The organism is Rhodoferax sp. RT5P35, assembly GCF_056521385.1.
The window spans coordinates 216,156-231,116 of the sequence record NZ_JBWMAX010000006.1 but is presented as its reverse complement, the minus strand read 5'-3'; the positions used below and the strand labels follow the sequence as shown (position 1 = coordinate 231,116).

Annotated in this window: 14 protein-coding genes and 1 tRNA gene; 12 read left to right on the top strand and 3 right to left on the bottom strand. The window is 61.2% G+C overall.

From position 1 onward, the window contains the following. Positions 1-39: 39 nt before the first annotated feature. Positions 40-1,185, bottom strand: a complete 1,146-nt coding sequence (locus tag AC097L_RS11715) for a S1C family serine protease (protein WP_479586719.1) — start codon at positions 1,183-1,185, stop codon at positions 40-42. Positions 1,186-1,470: 285 nt separating this feature from the next. On the opposite strand from AC097L_RS11715, the gene AC097L_RS11710 reads away from it, so the two are divergent. From AC097L_RS11710 to pdxA, 3 genes are read left to right on the top strand one after another with little or no spacing between them, the layout of a single operon-like run. Then, entirely contained in the window at positions 1,471-2,793 is a 1,323-nt protein-coding gene (locus tag AC097L_RS11710) for an MFS transporter (protein ID WP_479586539.1), read from the top strand. An 11-nt stretch (positions 2,794-2,804) separates the two neighbouring features. Next, positions 2,805-3,566 carry a Nif3-like dinuclear metal center hexameric protein gene (locus AC097L_RS11705; protein WP_479586538.1) on the top strand — a complete coding sequence of 254 codons (762 nt, stop codon included), beginning with the start codon at positions 2,805-2,807 and terminating at the stop codon, positions 3,564-3,566. Next, on the top strand, positions 3,566-4,603 hold the full coding sequence (gene pdxA, locus AC097L_RS11700; protein ID WP_479586537.1) for a 4-hydroxythreonine-4-phosphate dehydrogenase PdxA: 1,038 nt from the start codon (positions 3,566-3,568) through the stop codon (positions 4,601-4,603). The genes AC097L_RS11705 and pdxA overlap by 1 nt, the downstream gene beginning before the upstream one ends. 66 nt (positions 4,604-4,669) lie before the next feature. Here pdxA and mscL read toward each other — a convergent pair whose 3' ends face one another. Beyond that, complete coding sequence (gene mscL / locus AC097L_RS11695) at positions 4,670-5,098, bottom strand: large conductance mechanosensitive channel protein MscL (RefSeq protein WP_479586536.1); 429 nt, start codon at positions 5,096-5,098, stop codon at positions 4,670-4,672. A gap of 151 nt (positions 5,099-5,249) precedes the next feature. Between mscL and petA the strand changes: the two genes are divergently transcribed. The 6 genes from petA (at position 5,250) to AC097L_RS11665 (ending at position 9,403) form a co-directional block, all read left to right on the top strand. After that, a complete protein-coding gene (gene petA / locus AC097L_RS11690; protein ID WP_479586535.1) occupies positions 5,250-5,849 on the top strand; it encodes a ubiquinol-cytochrome c reductase iron-sulfur subunit in 600 nt (199 codons plus the stop codon). Between the two features lie 7 nt (positions 5,850-5,856). After that, the gene (locus AC097L_RS11685) at positions 5,857-7,266 is read left to right on the top strand and encodes a cytochrome b (protein WP_479586534.1); all 1,410 of its coding nucleotides are present in this window, start codon (positions 5,857-5,859) and stop codon (positions 7,264-7,266) included. A gap of 16 nt (positions 7,267-7,282) precedes the next feature. Next, the gene (locus tag AC097L_RS11680; RefSeq protein WP_479586532.1) at positions 7,283-8,053 is read left to right on the top strand and encodes a cytochrome c1; all 771 of its coding nucleotides are present in this window, start codon (positions 7,283-7,285) and stop codon (positions 8,051-8,053) included. A 98-nt stretch (positions 8,054-8,151) separates the two neighbouring features. Next, a complete protein-coding gene (locus AC097L_RS11675) occupies positions 8,152-8,763 on the top strand; it encodes a glutathione S-transferase N-terminal domain-containing protein (RefSeq protein ID WP_056177195.1) in 612 nt (203 codons plus the stop codon). Positions 8,764-8,785: 22 nt separating this feature from the next. Further along, complete coding sequence (locus AC097L_RS11670) at positions 8,786-9,274, top strand: ClpXP protease specificity-enhancing factor (RefSeq protein ID WP_479586718.1); 489 nt, start codon at positions 8,786-8,788, stop codon at positions 9,272-9,274. A gap of 53 nt (positions 9,275-9,327) precedes the next feature. Beyond that, positions 9,328-9,403 (top strand) — tRNA-Thr (locus AC097L_RS11665). 53 nt (positions 9,404-9,456) lie between these two features. On the opposite strand, the gene AC097L_RS11660 is transcribed toward AC097L_RS11665, so the two are convergent. Next, entirely contained in the window at positions 9,457-9,780 is a 324-nt protein-coding gene (locus AC097L_RS11660) for a hypothetical protein (protein WP_479586531.1), read from the bottom strand. Positions 9,781-9,972: 192 nt separating this feature from the next. Between AC097L_RS11660 and secA the strand changes: the two genes are divergently transcribed. The 3 genes from secA to AC097L_RS11645 all read left to right on the top strand — a co-directional run bounded on the left by secA (position 9,973) and on the right by AC097L_RS11645 (position 14,891). Next, positions 9,973-12,729, top strand: a complete 2,757-nt coding sequence (gene secA, locus AC097L_RS11655; RefSeq protein ID WP_479586530.1) for a preprotein translocase subunit SecA — start codon at positions 9,973-9,975, stop codon at positions 12,727-12,729. A gap of 69 nt (positions 12,730-12,798) precedes the next feature. Further along, positions 12,799-14,028 carry a bifunctional glutamate N-acetyltransferase/amino-acid acetyltransferase ArgJ gene (gene argJ / locus AC097L_RS11650; RefSeq protein ID WP_479586529.1) on the top strand — a complete coding sequence of 410 codons (1,230 nt, stop codon included), beginning with the start codon at positions 12,799-12,801 and terminating at the stop codon, positions 14,026-14,028. Beyond that, the gene (locus AC097L_RS11645; protein WP_479586527.1) at positions 14,025-14,891 is read left to right on the top strand and encodes an ATP-binding protein; all 867 of its coding nucleotides are present in this window, start codon (positions 14,025-14,027) and stop codon (positions 14,889-14,891) included. The genes argJ and AC097L_RS11645 overlap by 4 nt, the downstream gene beginning before the upstream one ends. The last annotated feature ends 70 nt before the right edge of the window (positions 14,892-14,961 follow it).

Here is a 14,961-nt window from a genome sequence, read left to right as displayed (position 1 = left end):
ATGTTCTACCTGCGCTGGTAGCTATTAAATGTGTAGTGGTTAGCGTTCTACCCGTGCCGCGGGTTTGGGACGCAAGCCCGGGGTCACCTCCAGCGCGAGCTGCTTGTCCTGGCGCAGCACGCTGAAAGGCGATGCCTTGCCGGGCTGCAGCATGGCGACGCTGGTCAACAGCTCGGACACGTTGTTTACCGTTTTGCTGCCTACCTGCACAATCACGTCGCCGGGCCGGATGCCGGCATGCGCCGCGGGGCCGTTTTGCAGCACGCCGGTGATGATCACGCCGTGGTCGGCCTTGACACCAAAGGTTTCGGCCAGCTCGGGCGACAGGTCGCTGGGCTCTACGCCGATCCAGCCGCGTTTGACCTGGCCATCGGCAACGATTCCTTCCAACACCAGCTTGGCGGTAGACACGGGAATGGCAAAGCCAATGCCCATGCTGCCGCCGGAGCGCGAGTAGATGGCGGTGTTGATGCCCATCAGGTTGCCGTTCACGTCTACCAGCGCGCCGCCCGAGTTGCCGGGGTTGATGGCCGCGTCGGTCTGGATGAAATTCTCGAAGGTGTTGATACCCAGCTGGTTGCGGCCCAGCGCGCTGACGATGCCGCTGGTGACCGTCTGGCCAACGCCAAACGGGTTGCCGATGGCCAGCACCTGGTCGCCCACCAGCAGCGCGTCCGAGCTGCCCAGCACCATCACCGGCAGCTTGTCGAGCTTGATCTTCAGTACGGCCAGGTCGGAATCGGGGTCGGTACCGATCACCTGGGCCTGGACGTGGCGGCTGTCGTTGAGCGTAACTTCGATGGCGTCTGCGCCTTCGACCACGTGGTTGTTGGTGAGGATGTAGCCGTCCGGGCTGACGATCACGCCGCTGCCCAGGCCCACCTGGGCTTGCGCGCCGCGCTCGCCAAAGAAGAATTTGAACCACGGGTCATCACTGCGCGGGTCGCGATCGGCCATTTTGCTGGTGTTGATGCTGACAACGGCGGGCGAGGCTTTTTTGGCGGCCGCGCTGAAACTACCGCTGGCGGGAAAGCTGGAGGTATTGGCCGGAGCTTCGATCAGTGAAATGCTGGAGCCGCTGAAAGGCCGCTTGCCCATCCATTCGGGCTTGAGCGTGCCCACAACAAAATAGGCTGCCAGCAAAATGGTGGCGGTTTGGGCGAACAGGAGCCAGAGGCGCTTCATGGTGGTGGGGTGTGGGGTGGTGGAATGCAGCCGAATCAGGCGCGACAAGGCCACATTGTCTCCCATGCCAGAGAGAATTTAGAGGGCCCTGGCCTGCGTACACCAGGGCCGGCCCTTAGAATGCCGTCTTCGTCTGTGCCAGCACCGCTGTTCCTGGCGGCCCTGCTGAACCCGCTGCGCCGCCCGCCCAGCCCGCACCCTGGGCTGCCTTGAACCCTTGCCTGCAAGCCACCGCGGGCCTGCACTCCCCGCCCGCAGCAGTTTCCTCTATTGCCCAAAGAACCCATGCCTTCTTCCCTTCCCTTGCCCGTAGGCGCACCCCTGCCGTCTTCTTCCACCGGCCTGTCGCGCAAAGACGTGAACACCCTGGGCCTGTCCGCCCTGGGCGGCACGCTGGAGTTTTATGACTTTGTGATTTACGTGTTTTTTGCCGCCGTGCTGGGCAAGCAGTTCTTCCCGGTGGACATGCCCGACTGGCTGCGCCAACTGCAGACCTTTGGCATCTTTGCGGCCGGCTACCTGTCGCGGCCTTTGGGCGGCATCATCATTGCGCATTTTGGCGATCTGCTCGGGCGCAAACGCATGTTCACCCTGAGCATTTTCATGATGGCCGTGCCCACTTTGGTGATTGGTCTGTTGCCCAACTACGCCAGCATCGGCGTGGCTGCGCCTCTGCTGCTGCTGGCCATGCGCGTGCTGCAAGGCGCGGCAATTGGCGGCGAAATGCCTGGTGCCTGGGTATTTGTGGCCGAACATGTGCCCGCCAGCCGCTACGGCCTGGGCGTGGGCACGCTCACGGCGGGTATCACCGGCGGCATCTTGCTGGGTTCGCTGGTGGCCGTCGGTATCAACACCCACTACAGCCCGGCCGAAGTGGCCGATTTCGCCTGGCGCATGCCCTTCATTTTGGGTGGCGTGTTTGGCCTGATGTCGGTGTATTTGCGCCGGTTTTTGCACGAAACCCCGGTGTTCCAGGAGCTGGCAAAGCGCCGCACCGTGGCGCGTGAGTTGCCGCTGAAGACCATCCTGCGCGAACACCGCGCCGCCTGCGTTCTGGTCGGTCTGCTGACCTGGGTGCTGTCGGCCGCCATCGTGGTGGTGGTGTTGATCACCCCCAACTACCTGCAAAAAATGCACGGCATCGCTCCCGCGCTGGCGCTGCAAGCCAATGCGCTTGCCACGCTGACCTTGACCATCGGCTGTATCGTGATGGGCTGGGCCACCGACCGCGTCGGCACCCGGCCGGTGATGCTGCTGGGCTTTGGGGGGCTGCTGGTGACTACCGTCTGGTTCTACACCGGGTTGCCGGGCACGCCAGCCTCGCTGGTCTGGAGCTATGGCCTGGTCGGCTTCTTCGTCGGCTCGATCGCGCTGGTACCCATCGTCGGCGTGCGCGCCTTCCCGGCGGCGGTGCGCTTCTCGGGGCTTTCGTTTGCCTACAACATGGCTTACGCGATCTTCGGCGGCATGACACCCATCATCATCACGTTGTGGCTGCAAAAAGACCCGCTGGCCCCCGCCTACTACGTGGGCGGCCTGGCCGTGCTGGGCATGCTGCTGGCGCTGGTGCCGATGTCGGGCCGCGGCTACGTGGAACGCAAAGCTTGAGAGAATGCGGGATGACCACTTCCCGCTTGGAACTGCTGCAGGCCTTTGACGACCTGTTGCAACCCGCCCGCTTCAAAGATTACGGGCCGAACGGCCTGCAGGTCGAGGGCAAGACCGATATCCGCCGCGTTGTATCGGGGGTCACCGCCAGCCTGGCCCTGATCGAAGCCGCCGTAGCCGCGCAGGCCGACGCGATTTTTGTGCACCACGGCCTGTTCTGGCGCGGCCAGAGCGGCACGGTGACTGGCTGGATGAAGCAGCGCCTGGCCCTGCTGCTGCGCCACGACATCAACCTCTACGCCTACCACCTGCCGCTGGACGCGCACCCCACGCTGGGCAACAACGCGCAGCTGGGCGTGCAACTGGGGCTGGAGGGTGTGGGTAGCTTCGGTGACAACAACCTGGGCTTTCTGGGGCAGCGCAGCGACGGCGGCGCATTCGCTTCCGCCCAGGCATTGGCTGCACACATAGAAAAACAGTTAAATCGGCCTCCCGTGTATATATCACCTACACCTAAAGCTATTAAAAATATAGCATGGTGCACGGGCGGCGCACAGGACTACTTTGAAGCCGCCATCGCTGCCGGGGCCGATGCGTTCGTCACCGGTGAAATCTCCGAACCGCAAGCCCACTATGCCCGCGAATGCGGCGTGGCCTTCATCGCCTGCGGCCACCACGCCAGCGAGCGCTACGGGGCTCCGGCGGTGGCGGCCTTTGTTGCCGCCCAGCTCGGGCTGGAACACACTTTCATTGACATCGACAACCCCGCCTGATGAAACCCATTGCCATCACCTTGGGCGACCCCGCGGGGATCGGCCCCGAAACCATCGCCAAAGCCTTCCGCGACGCGCCGGATGCCACGCGGGGCTGCTTCGTGGCGGGCGATGTGGGCACCCTGCGCCGCGCCAGCGTCCTGGTCAGCGGCCCCGGCCAGCCCGCGCTGCCGGTGGCGCTGATCGCATCGCCCGCAGAGCTGGGAAGCGTGCCACCGCGCTGCATACCCGTGCTCCAAATAACCGAGCTACTCGCGCATATCCCGTATGGTCTGGTGAGTGCTTTGGCCGGTAAAGTGGCCGCCGATTGCGTGCTCTGGGCCAGCCGCGCCGCGCTGCGCGGTGAGTTGGCCGCATTGGTCACCGCGCCGCTGCACAAAGAGGCGCTGGCAGCGGCCGGCCTGCCGTATCCCGGCCACACCGAGCTGCTGCAGTTCGAGGCTGCAGCCTACTTGAGCCAACCGCTGCAGGACGTGCCGGTGCGCATGATGCTGGCCAATGACGAGTTGCGCACCGTGCTGGTCAGCATCCATATGTCACTGCGCCAGGCCATCGAGGCCGTGACGTTCGACAACGTGTTGCAAACCCTGCGCATCACCCACCGCTCGGTCGGCGCGGCGCTGGGGCGGGCACCGCGGATAGGCGTGGCCGGGCTGAACCCGCACGCGGGGGAGGGTGGTTTGTTTGGCCGTGAAGAAATCGACACCATCCTTCCTGCCGTCCAGGCCGCCCGCGCCGAAGGGTTGGATGTGCACGGCCCGTATGCGCCCGACACGGTGTTCATGCGCGCCCGGGCCAAACACGGCCAAGCGGGGGAGTTCGATGTGGTGGTGGCCATGTACCACGACCAGGGGCTGATCCCGGTGAAATACCTGGGCGTGGAGCAGGGCGTGAACGTCACCCTGGGCCTGCCCCTGGTGCGCACCAGCCCGGACCATGGCACGGCGTTTGACATTGCGGGCACGGGTGTAGCCGATGCGTCGAGCCTGATCGCCGCGCTGCGCATGGCACGCAAGCTGAGTGGGTTTCAGGCGTAAAAAAGCCCTCTGGCGTGACAGCAGAGGGCGTGAGCAGCTACCAAAAATGTAGTGCTTAAAGCGGTCTTACTTTTGCAGGCTGTCGCGGATTTGGCGCAGCAGTAGCACGTCTTCTGGAGTAGCGGGTGCGGCGACCGGAGCGGCGGGCTCCGCTTTCTTCATGCGGTTGATCTGCTTGACCATCATGAAGATGATGAAGGCCAGAATCGCAAAGTTCACCGCCACGGTGAGGAAATTGCCGTAAGCAAACACCGGTACACCGGCTTTTTTCAGATCGGCCAGCGCCATGCCCGTGCCTTCGGGGACCTTGCCCAGCACGATGAACAGGCTGGAAAAATCGATCTTGCCAAACACCATGCCGACCACGGGCATGATCAGATCGGCCACCACCGAGTCCACAATTTTGCCGAAAGCACCACCGATGATCACACCTACGGCGAGATCGATCACATTGCCCTTGACTGCAAACTCCTTGAATTCGGCCATCATGCCCATAAAAGTCCCCTTGTTAGTTAATTGACCGCCGTATTGTCCACAAAATGCCCTCGACACCCGGCATAAAGTGTTGCAGGCAGGTGAAGTCGCCGAGGACCGCTCCGCTACAATCCGTCGTTGACCCAAACGAGCGATGATTTTGAGGACCCCCATGAGTGACACCCCAGTCGACACCAGCAAGCGGACGTGGTTGATCGCATCCGGTTGTGCCGGTGCAGTGGGTGGCGTAGCTACCGCCATCCCTTTTGTGAGTACATTCCAGCCCTCAGAGCGCGCCAAAGCCGCCGGAGCTGCCGTTGAAGCCGATATTTCAACCCTCAAACCCGGCGAGAAGATGACCGTGGAGTGGCGCGGCAAACCCGTTTGGATCTTGCGCCGAACGCCCGAGCAAGTTGCCGAGTTGCCCAAGCTGGACGGTCAACTGGCCGACCCTAAATCGCTGCGCAACCCTTCCGAGTTCACGCCGGAGTACGCCCGTAACGAAGGCCGCTCCATCAAGCCTGAATTTCTGGTGGTGGTGGGCATCTGTACGCACTTGGGTTGCTCGCCATCGGATAAGTTCACTCCGGGTCCCCAGGCTTCTCTGCCCAACGACTGGGAGGGCGGCTTCCTGTGCCCCTGCCACGGCTCCACGTTCGACATGGCGGGCCGCGTGTTCAAGAACAAACCCGCTCCCGACAACCTCCCGGTGCCGCCGCACATGTATCTCTCCGATACCCGGCTGCTGATTGGCGAAGACAAGAAGGCTTGAGGGATATATGGCAACTTTCAAAGAAATCTCCCCCAACGCCAGCGCGCCTGAAAAGCTGATGAACTGGGTGGACAACCGCTTCCCGGCCAGCAAGCTCTACAAAGAGCACATGTCCGAGTACTACGCGCCGAAGAACTTCAACTTCTGGTACGTGTTTGGCTCGCTGTCGCTGCTGGTGCTGGTGCTGCAGATTGTCACCGGCATCTTCCTGGTGATGCACTACAAGCCCGATTCGACCCTGGCCTTTGCCTCGGTCGAATACATCATGCGCGATGTGCCCTGGGGCTGGCTGATCCGTTACATGCACTCCACCGGGGCCTCGGCCTTCTTTGTGGTGGTGTATTTGCACATGTTCCGTGGGCTTTTGTACGGTTCGTACCGCAAACCACGCGAACTGGTGTGGGTGTTTGGCTGCGCGATTTTCCTGTGCCTGATGGCCGAGGCTTTCATGGGCTACCTGCTGCCTTGGGGCCAGATGAGCTACTGGGGTGCCCAGGTGATCGTCAATTTGTTCTCTGCCATTCCATTTGTTGGTCCTGATCTGGCCTTGCTGATCCGCGGCGACTACGTGGTGGGCGATGCCACCCTGAACCGCTTCTTCAGCTTCCACGTGATTGCCGTGCCGCTGGTGCTGCTGGGCTTGGTGGCGGCGCACATCATTGCGCTGCACGAAGTGGGCTCCAACAACCCCGACGGCGTGGAAATCAAGGGCCCTAACGCCCCCAAAGATGCCGAAGGCCATCCGCTGGACGGCATTCCGTTTCACCCGTACTACTCGGTGCACGACATTTTTGCGGTCAGCGTGTTTTTGATGGTGTTCACTGCCATCATCTTTTTTGCTCCCGAATTTGGCGGCTACTTCCTGGAATACAACAACTTCATTCCTGCCGATTCGCTGAAGACACCGTTGCACATTGCGCCGGTCTGGTACTTCACGCCGTTCTATTCGATGCTGCGGGCCATCACCAGTGAAATGATGTACGCGCTGATCGCCTGTGTGGTGGGCGGCGGGCTGCTGGCGGTGGTCAAGTTCAAGATACCCGCGTTGTTCAAGGCGATCATTGTGGTTGTGGCTGCCGGTGTGGTGGCGATGATGCTGAACATTGATGCCAAGTTCTGGGGCGTGGTGGCCATGGGCGGCGCGGTGGTGATTCTGTTCTTCCTGCCCTGGCTGGACAACAGCCCGGTGAAGTCGATCCGTTACCGTCCCAGCTGGCACAAATACGTGTACGCAGTGTTTGTCGTTAACTTTCTGGTTTTGGGTTACCTGGGTGTGCAACCTCCTTCCGATATCGGTGGACGTGTTTCCCAGGTGGGTACCTTGTTCTATTTCGGGTTCTTCTTGTTGATGCCGTGGTGGAGCCGTTTGGGTACACCCAAGCCCGTGCCCAGTCGCATTACTTTCACTGCGCACTAAGCCGGAGACTCTGACTATGAAAAAACTGATTCTCGGCATCTTCGCAGCCCTGACCTTGTCTTTCGCGGCGACTTCGGCGGTACATGCTTCTGAAGGCAATGAACTGGCCTGGGACAAAGCGCCGAACAAAACCAACGACCTGGCCGCGCTGCAAAACGGTGCCAAGCTGTTCGTCAACTACTGCCTGAGCTGCCATTCGGCGGCCTTCATGCGCTACAACCGCCTGCGCGACATCGGCTTGACCGAGCAGCAGATCAAGGACAACCTGCTGTTTGCCACCGACAAGGTGGGCGACACGATGAAGGCGTCGATTGACCCCAAGCAGGCCAAGGAATGGTTTGGCGCCAATCCACCCGACCTGACTTTGATCACGCGTTCGCGTTCGGGCCACGGCGGTACCGGTGCCGATTACCTCTACACCTATCTGCGCAGCTACTATCCCGACCCTTCCAAGCCCACCGGCTGGAACAATCTGGCCTTCCCCAATGTGGGCATGCCACACGTGTTGTGGGAGCTGCAAGGCAACCGCAAGCCGGTGTATGAAGAGGTCGAGCAGCACGGCCACGAGGTCCAGGTGTTCAAGGGCTGGGAGCAAGTGTCTCCCGGTACCATGACCCCGCTGCAATACGAACAAGCCGTGGGCGATCTGGTCAGCTACCTGCAATGGATGGCTGAGCCCGCCCAAAACACCCGCGTGCGGGTGGGCGTGTGGGTGCTGTTGTTCTTGCTGGTGTTTACCTTCTTTGCCTGGCGATTGAATGCCGCGTTCTGGAAAGACGTGAAGTAGACCCCATCTACCCCAACGAGGTCCGGACACTCTGTTTGGGCCACACGGAGTGGGCTGCATTGGCATCCCACTCTTTTTGATTTTTAGGAGCCCCCATCATGATGGTGTTGTACTCAGGCACGACCTGCCCTTTTTCCCACCGCTGCCGTTTTGTCTTGTTTGAAAAAGGCATGGACTTTGAGATCCGCGACGTGGACCTCTACAACAAGCCCGAAGACATCAGCGTAATGAATCCGTACGGCCAGGTGCCGATTCTGGTGGAACGCGACCTGATTTTGTACGAGTCGAACATCATCAACGAGTACATCGATGAGCGCTTTCCGCATCCCCAGTTGATGCCCGGCGACCCGGTGGACCGTGCCCGTGTGCGCCTGTTCCTGCTCAATTTCGAGAAGGAACTGTTTGTGCATGTAGGCCTGCTGGAGTCCCGTGCTTCCAAGGGTAACGAAAAAGCCCTGGAAAAAGCCCGCGCCCACATCCGTGACCGCCTGACCCAATTGGCTCCCGTGTTCCTGAAGAATAAGTACATGCTGGGCGAGAATTTCTCGATGCTGGACGTAGCGATTGCACCGCTGCTATGGCGTTTGGACTTCTACGGCATCGACCTGAGCAAGAACGCGGCACCGTTGCTGAAGTATGCCGAGCGCATTTTCTCGCGCCCAGCGTACATCGAAGCGCTGACACCGTCTGAAAAAGTGATGCGCAAGTAATTCGGAGCCGCTGTTGTCCATCATGCAAGCCCTGGATTCGACCTCCACCCGTCCCTACCTGATCCGCGCGCTCTACGAGTGGTGTACCGACAACGGTCTGACACCGTACGTGGCGGTGCTGGTAGACGACTCGGTTCAGGTGCCGCGTGAATATGTGAAAGACGGTGAGATCGTTCTTAACATTAGCTTTGATGCGACCAGCTCACTCAAGCTGGGGAACGATTTCATTGAATTCAAAGCACGGTTCGCTGGCACACCCCGCGAGATTCTGGTGCCGATTGGCCAGGTAATTGCCATTTATGCGCGTGAAAACGGGCAGGGCATGGCCTTCCCGTCGCCGGTTGCCAGCGCATCCACGGACGAGCCCGCGAAGCCTTTTGCGCTGGCAGGGGTACCCGATGCTTCGTCGAAAGTGGTCCCGTTGTCGCCGGTGGAATCCAGCGACGACGAGCCACCCGAGCCGCCGCGGCCCGCTTCCGGGCCCCGCCCGGCGCTCAAACGCATCAAGTAAAAAATCTTACGGTCACCAAAATGACCCATTCGGTTCTGTAAAATAAGAGATTCGCCGATTTAGCTCAGTTGGTAGAGCACCCGCCTTGTAAGCGGAAGGTCGTCAGTTCGACTCCGACAATCGGCACCATATTGAGAATGGTTATGTAAAAGGTTCTGTCCAGAAATGGCCAGAACCTTTTTTTATGGGCCGCGCAGCACAGCGGCACGCATTTGCACCTTGATGCGCAGGTCCGTCACATCCCAGCCCTTGGAGCGCAAATGCGCCAACAGTGCCGGGCTCAGCTGCCGCAGCTTGGCCGATGCGGCATTGCTGTTCACCAGCAGGCACCAACTGGCACCGTCAATCGGCCCAGGCTGGATGGCCGACCACAGGGTTTCGGGGATCAAGGTCTTGATAGCTTTGAGCCGGTCACTGGAGTCTTGCGCTAAAGCTGACAAGCGGGCCAAGGTGGGCGAGTCGGCTGCGGCTTGCAGCAGCGTGAAGGAACGGTTGCTTTGGCGCATAGTGGGCTTGATTATCACCGTGGCACTGGTTTCTGGCCTGTGCTGGCAGATAGTAAAATCCCAAGGCTGTGGATTGCAAACTGGCCCTTGTGGCTTGACTTTTGCTGTCAAAGCCTCATCTGACTCCAAGATTACATTTAGGAATTTCGATCGCTTCCCCCCGGCTTCTGTGGCGGTGGCGGTCTCGCATCCATGACCACCAACTTTCTGACCAAAATTTTCGGCAGCCGTAACCAGCGTTTGTTGAAACAGTACCGCAAGACGCTCGAAGGTATCAATGCCTTGGAGCCGCAGTATGAAAAGCTGTCCGACGAGGCGCTGCGTGAGAAAACGCTGTCCTTCAAGCAGCGGGTGGCGGCGGGTGAAACACTGGATGCCATCTTGCCTGAGGCCTTTGCCCTGGTGCGCGAAGGTTCCAAGCGCGTGATGAAGATGCGCCATTTTGATGTGCAGATGCTGGGGGGCATGTCGTTGCACAACGGCAAGATTTCAGAAATGCGCACCGGGGAAGGCAAGACCCTGACCGCTACGCTGCCGGTTTACCTGAATGCGCTGTCCGGCAAGGGCGTGCACGTGGTCACGGTCAATGACTACCTGGCAAACCGCGACGCGCGCTGGATGGAACGCCTCTACAACTTCCTGGGCCTGACCGTCGGTGTCAACCTGCCCAATATGCCGCGGGAAGAAAAGCAGGCCGCCTACGCCGCCGACATCACCTACGGCACCAACAACGAATACGGCTTTGATTACCTGCGCGACAACATGGTCTACGAGGTACGCGACCGCGTGCAGCGCGGCCTGAACTACGCCATCGTGGACGAGGTGGATTCGATCCTGATTGACGAGGCACGCACGCCGCTGATCATCAGCGGCCAGGCAGAAGACCACACCGCCACCTACGTTGCGATCAACAAGATCATCCCCTTCCTGACCCGCCAGGAAGGCGAGGCCGATCCACGCACTGGCGAGGGCGTCACCAAGCCCGGCGACTTCACCCTGGACGAAAAGTCGCACCAGGTGTTCCTGACCGAAGACGGCCATGAAAACGCCGAGCGCATTCTGGTCGAGCACGGCCTGCTGCCCGAAGGCGCGTCGCTGTACGATCCGGCCAACATCACCCTGATGCACCATCTGTACGCCGCGCTGCGTGCCAACCACCTGTACCACCGCGACCAACACTACGTGGTGCAAGACGGCGAAATTGTCATCGTCGATGAATTCACTGGCCGCCTGATGTCGGGCCGCCGCTGGAGCGAAGGTCTGCACCAGTCGGTGGAAGCCAAAGAGGGTGTGGAAATCCAGGCCGAGAACCAGACGCTGGCCTCCATCACCTTCCAGAACTACTTCCGCCTGTATGGCCGTTTGTCGGGCATGACCGGCACGGCCGATACCGAAGCCTACGAGTTTCAGGAAATTTACGGTTTAGAGACCGTGGTGATTCCACCCAACCGCGTCAGCCGCCGCGAAGACCAGCTCGACCGCGTCTACAAAACCACACGCGAGAAGTACGAAGCCGCCATCAAAGACATCCGCGAATGCTATGAGCGCGGCCAGCCCGTGCTGGTGGGCACCACCTCGATTGAGAACTCGGAAATCATCGACCGCCTGCTCAACGACGCCAAGCTGCCGCACCAGGTGCTGAACGCCAAGCAGCACGCCCGTGAAGCCGATATCGTGGCCCAGGCTGGTCGGCCCAAGATGATCACCATCGCCACCAACATGGCCGGGCGCGGTACCGACATCGTGCTGGGCGGCAACCTGGAAATGGCGATCAAAGCGGTAGAGGCCAACCCGGCGCTCGACGATGCCGCCAAGGCGTTAGAGGTGGAGCGGGTACGTGCGCAATGGGCCATCGACCACGAAGCGGTGAAGGCCCTCGGCGGCCTGCGCATCATTGCCACCGAGCGCCACGAATCCCGCCGTATCGACAATCAGCTGCGGGGCCGTTCTGGCCGCCAGGGCGACCCTGGTTCTTCGCGCTTCTACCTGAGCCTGGACGATCCGCTGATGCGCATCTTTGCCGGTGACCGCGTCAAGTCCATCATGGACCGCCTGAAGATGCCCGATGGCGAAGCCATCGAAGCTGGTATCGTCACCCGCAGTATCGAAAGTGCCCAGCGCAAGGTCGAAGCCCGCAACTTCGATGTGCGCAAGCAACTGCTGGAATACGACGACGTGTCCAACGACCAGCGCAAAGTGATTTACCAGCAGCGCAACGAGATTCTGGATGCGCAGGACCTGACCGCCCAGATCGCCTCCTTGCGCGAAGGGTGTGTAGACGATGTGGTGCGCCAGTTTGTGCCGCCCGAGACGGTGGAAGAGCAGTGGGACATTGCCGGCCTGGAAAAAACCATGCAGGACGAATGGCAACTGATCCTGCCTTTGCGTGCGCAGGTGGAGTCCGCCAGTGCCATCACCGACGAAGACATTCTGGAAACCGTGCTGACAGCGGCCAATGCCGCGTTCCACGCCAAGGTGGAGCAAGTGGGTGGTGATAACTTCACCCAGTTCGAACGCATGGTGTTGCTGCAAAGCATCGACACCCACTGGCGCGAACACCTGAGCTCACTGGACTACCTGCGCCAGGGCATCCATTTGCGCGGCTATGCGCAAAAGCAGCCCAAGCAGGAATACAAGCGCGAAGCCTTCGAGTTGTTCGGCCAGTTGTTGGACGCGGTGAAAAACGACGTGACCAAGGTGCTGATGACGGTCAAAGTGCAGTCCAACGAGCAGCTCGGCGAAGCCGCCGAGGCTATGGAAAACCGGGGCGAAAGCATCGCCAACGTGACTTACACCGCGCCCACCGAAACCGGCGAAGTCGAGGTGCGCACCGATGCCGCACCGCGCGGCCAGCAGACCGCAGCCGACTTGCCCCGTGTTGGCCGTAACGACCCCTGCCCCTGCGGCAGTGGCAACAAATACAAGCTGTGCCATGGCAAGCTAGCTTAAGCGCCACTCTGGTTTTGCAACGGGCTTCGGCCCGTTTTTCACATGTTCATGCCATTTTGAAAGCCCACCATGCCCGTTAACCTGTCTGCTCCCGATCCCGCTGGCCTGCACCCTGTTCCCGGCGTACTGCTGGGCATCGCCGAGGCGGGCATCCGCAAGGTGAACCGCAAGGACTTGACCGTGGTGCTGCTGGAAGAGGGCGCTTCGGTGGCGGGCGTGTTCACCCAAAACCGCTTCTGCGCCGCCCCGGTGCAGATCTGCCGCGAGCACCTGGCACTGGGTGTGGGCATCCGAGCCATCTTGGTCAACACCGGCAATGCCAATGCGGGCACCGGCCATGACGGCCTGATGCGCGCCAAATCCACCTGCATTGCGCTGGCCCAGCACCTGGACCTGGCCCCCGAGCAAATTTTGCCCTTCTCCACCGGCGTGATCATGGAAACCCTGCCGCACGAGCGCATCAACGCCGGACTGCCCGCCGCCCTGGCCGATGCCCGCGCCGACCACTGGGGCCGCGCGGCCGAGGCCATCATGACTACCGACACCATCGCCAAAGCCTTCAGTACCCAGGTGCAGATCGGTGGCAAGACGGTCACCGTTACCGGCATCAGCAAGGGCGCGGGCATGATCCGCCCCAACATGGCCACCATGCTGGGCTTTATGGCTACCGATGCCTGTGTGGACCAGGCGCTGCTGGGGCAACTGGCCAAAGACCTGGCCGATGCGTCGTTCAACCGCATCACCATCGACGGCGACACCTCCACTAACGACTCGTTCGTGGTGATTGCCACGAACAAGGCCGCCCACGCGCCCATCACCTCCATGGACAGCGCCGATGGCCGCGCGCTGAAGGCGGCCATGCAGCAAGTCGCCCAGCAACTGGCCCAAGCCATTGTGCGCGACGGCGAGGGTGCCACCAAGTTCATCACCGTGCGCGTGGAAGGTGGCAAGACTGCTGAGGAGTGCCGCCTGGCCGCTTACGCCATCGCCCACTCGCCGCTGGTCAAAACCGCCTTCTTCGCCAGCGACCCCAACCTGGGCCGTATCTTGGCTGCCGTGGGTTACGCAGGCATCACCGACCTGGACCAAACCCAGATCGACCTGTTTCTCGACGACGTACACGTGGTGGTCAACGGCGGACGCAACCCCAGCTACCGCGAAGAAGATGGCCAGCGCGTGATGAAGCAAAGCGAAATCACCGTGCGCGTGGGCCTGGGCCGTGGCACCGCGTTCGACACGGTATGGACTTGCGACTTCAGCCACGAGTACGTCACCATCAATGCAGATTACCGGTCATGAACGCCGCATTTGAACGCCTGATGGATCGCGCCGAACAGCTGATGCAGCGCATCGAAGCGGCCTTGCCCCAGCCGGTCTCCGCCCCCGACTGGGATGCCGCCATCGCCTACCGCTATCGCCGCCGGGGAAACGGCCACGGCGTGCTGGAGCCGGTGCGCCACATCGGCCACATGGCCCTGGGCGACCTGAAAGAAATCGACATTCAAAAGGACAAGATCCAGCGCAACACCTTGCAGTTTGTCGAGGGCAAACCGGCCAACAATGTGCTGCTGACGGGCGCGCGCGGCACCGGCAAGTCCTCGCTCATCAAAGCCTGCCTGAACACCTACGCGCCCCAGGGTCTGCGCCTGATTGAAGTGGACAAGGCCGACCTGGTGGATCTGCCCGATATCGTGGATGTGGTGGCCGACCGGCCCGAGAAGTTCATCGTCTACTGTGACGACCTGAGCTTTGAAGACGGCGAGCCTGGCTACAAGGCGCTGAAGTCCATCCTGGACGGCTCGGTGGCCGCCTCCACGCCGAATGTGCTGGTCTACGCCACCAGCAACCGCCGCCACCTGCTGCCTGAGTACATGAAGGAAAACCTCACCTACACCCACACGGACGATGGCGAAGTCCATCCCGGCGAGGTGGTAGAAGAGAAGATTTCCCTGTCCGAGCGCTTTGGCCTGTGGGTTAGCTTCTATCCCTTCACCCAGGACGAGTACCTGGCCATCGTGGCCCAATGGTTGCAGTCGTTTGGCGTGGACGCAGCAGCGATTGCCGCGGCCCGGGGTGCGTCGCTGGTCTGGGCGCTGGAGCGCGGTTCGCGCAGTGGCCGCGTGGCTTACCAGTTTGCGCGTGATTACGCGGGCAGAACATGAGCCCCCACGCTTGTCACTGCGTGTACTGCGCTGCCCCCCGAGGGGGAGCGGCTTTGCTTGGGGCGGCCCG

Excerpts from the sequence above, each read along its gene's own strand:
- AC097L_RS11685 (WP_479586534.1), top strand. The coding sequence starts at position 5,857 with ATGGCAACTTTCAAAGAAATCTCCCCCAACGCCAGCGCGCCTGAAAAG.
- AC097L_RS11705 (WP_479586538.1), top strand. The coding sequence starts at position 2,805 with ATGACCACTTCCCGCTTGGAACTGCTGCAGGCCTTTGACGACCTGTTG.
- AC097L_RS11660 (WP_479586531.1), bottom strand. The coding sequence starts at position 9,780 with ATGCGCCAAAGCAACCGTTCCTTCACGCTGCTGCAAGCCGCAGCCGAC.
- secA (WP_479586530.1), top strand. The coding sequence starts at position 9,973 with ATGACCACCAACTTTCTGACCAAAATTTTCGGCAGCCGTAACCAGCGT.
- argJ (WP_479586529.1), top strand. The coding sequence starts at position 12,799 with ATGCCCGTTAACCTGTCTGCTCCCGATCCCGCTGGCCTGCACCCTGTT.
- AC097L_RS11680 (WP_479586532.1), top strand. The coding sequence starts at position 7,283 with ATGAAAAAACTGATTCTCGGCATCTTCGCAGCCCTGACCTTGTCTTTC.
- mscL (WP_479586536.1), bottom strand. The coding sequence starts at position 5,098 with ATGGGCATGATGGCCGAATTCAAGGAGTTTGCAGTCAAGGGCAATGTG.
- AC097L_RS11710 (WP_479586539.1), top strand. The coding sequence starts at position 1,471 with ATGCCTTCTTCCCTTCCCTTGCCCGTAGGCGCACCCCTGCCGTCTTCT.
- AC097L_RS11675 (WP_056177195.1), top strand. The coding sequence starts at position 8,152 with ATGATGGTGTTGTACTCAGGCACGACCTGCCCTTTTTCCCACCGCTGC.
- pdxA (WP_479586537.1), top strand. The coding sequence starts at position 3,566 with ATGAAACCCATTGCCATCACCTTGGGCGACCCCGCGGGGATCGGCCCC.
- AC097L_RS11670 (WP_479586718.1), top strand. The coding sequence starts at position 8,786 with ATGCAAGCCCTGGATTCGACCTCCACCCGTCCCTACCTGATCCGCGCG.
- petA (WP_479586535.1), top strand. The coding sequence starts at position 5,250 with ATGAGTGACACCCCAGTCGACACCAGCAAGCGGACGTGGTTGATCGCA.
- AC097L_RS11645 (WP_479586527.1), top strand. The coding sequence starts at position 14,025 with ATGAACGCCGCATTTGAACGCCTGATGGATCGCGCCGAACAGCTGATG.
- AC097L_RS11715 (WP_479586719.1), bottom strand. The coding sequence starts at position 1,185 with ATGAAGCGCCTCTGGCTCCTGTTCGCCCAAACCGCCACCATTTTGCTG.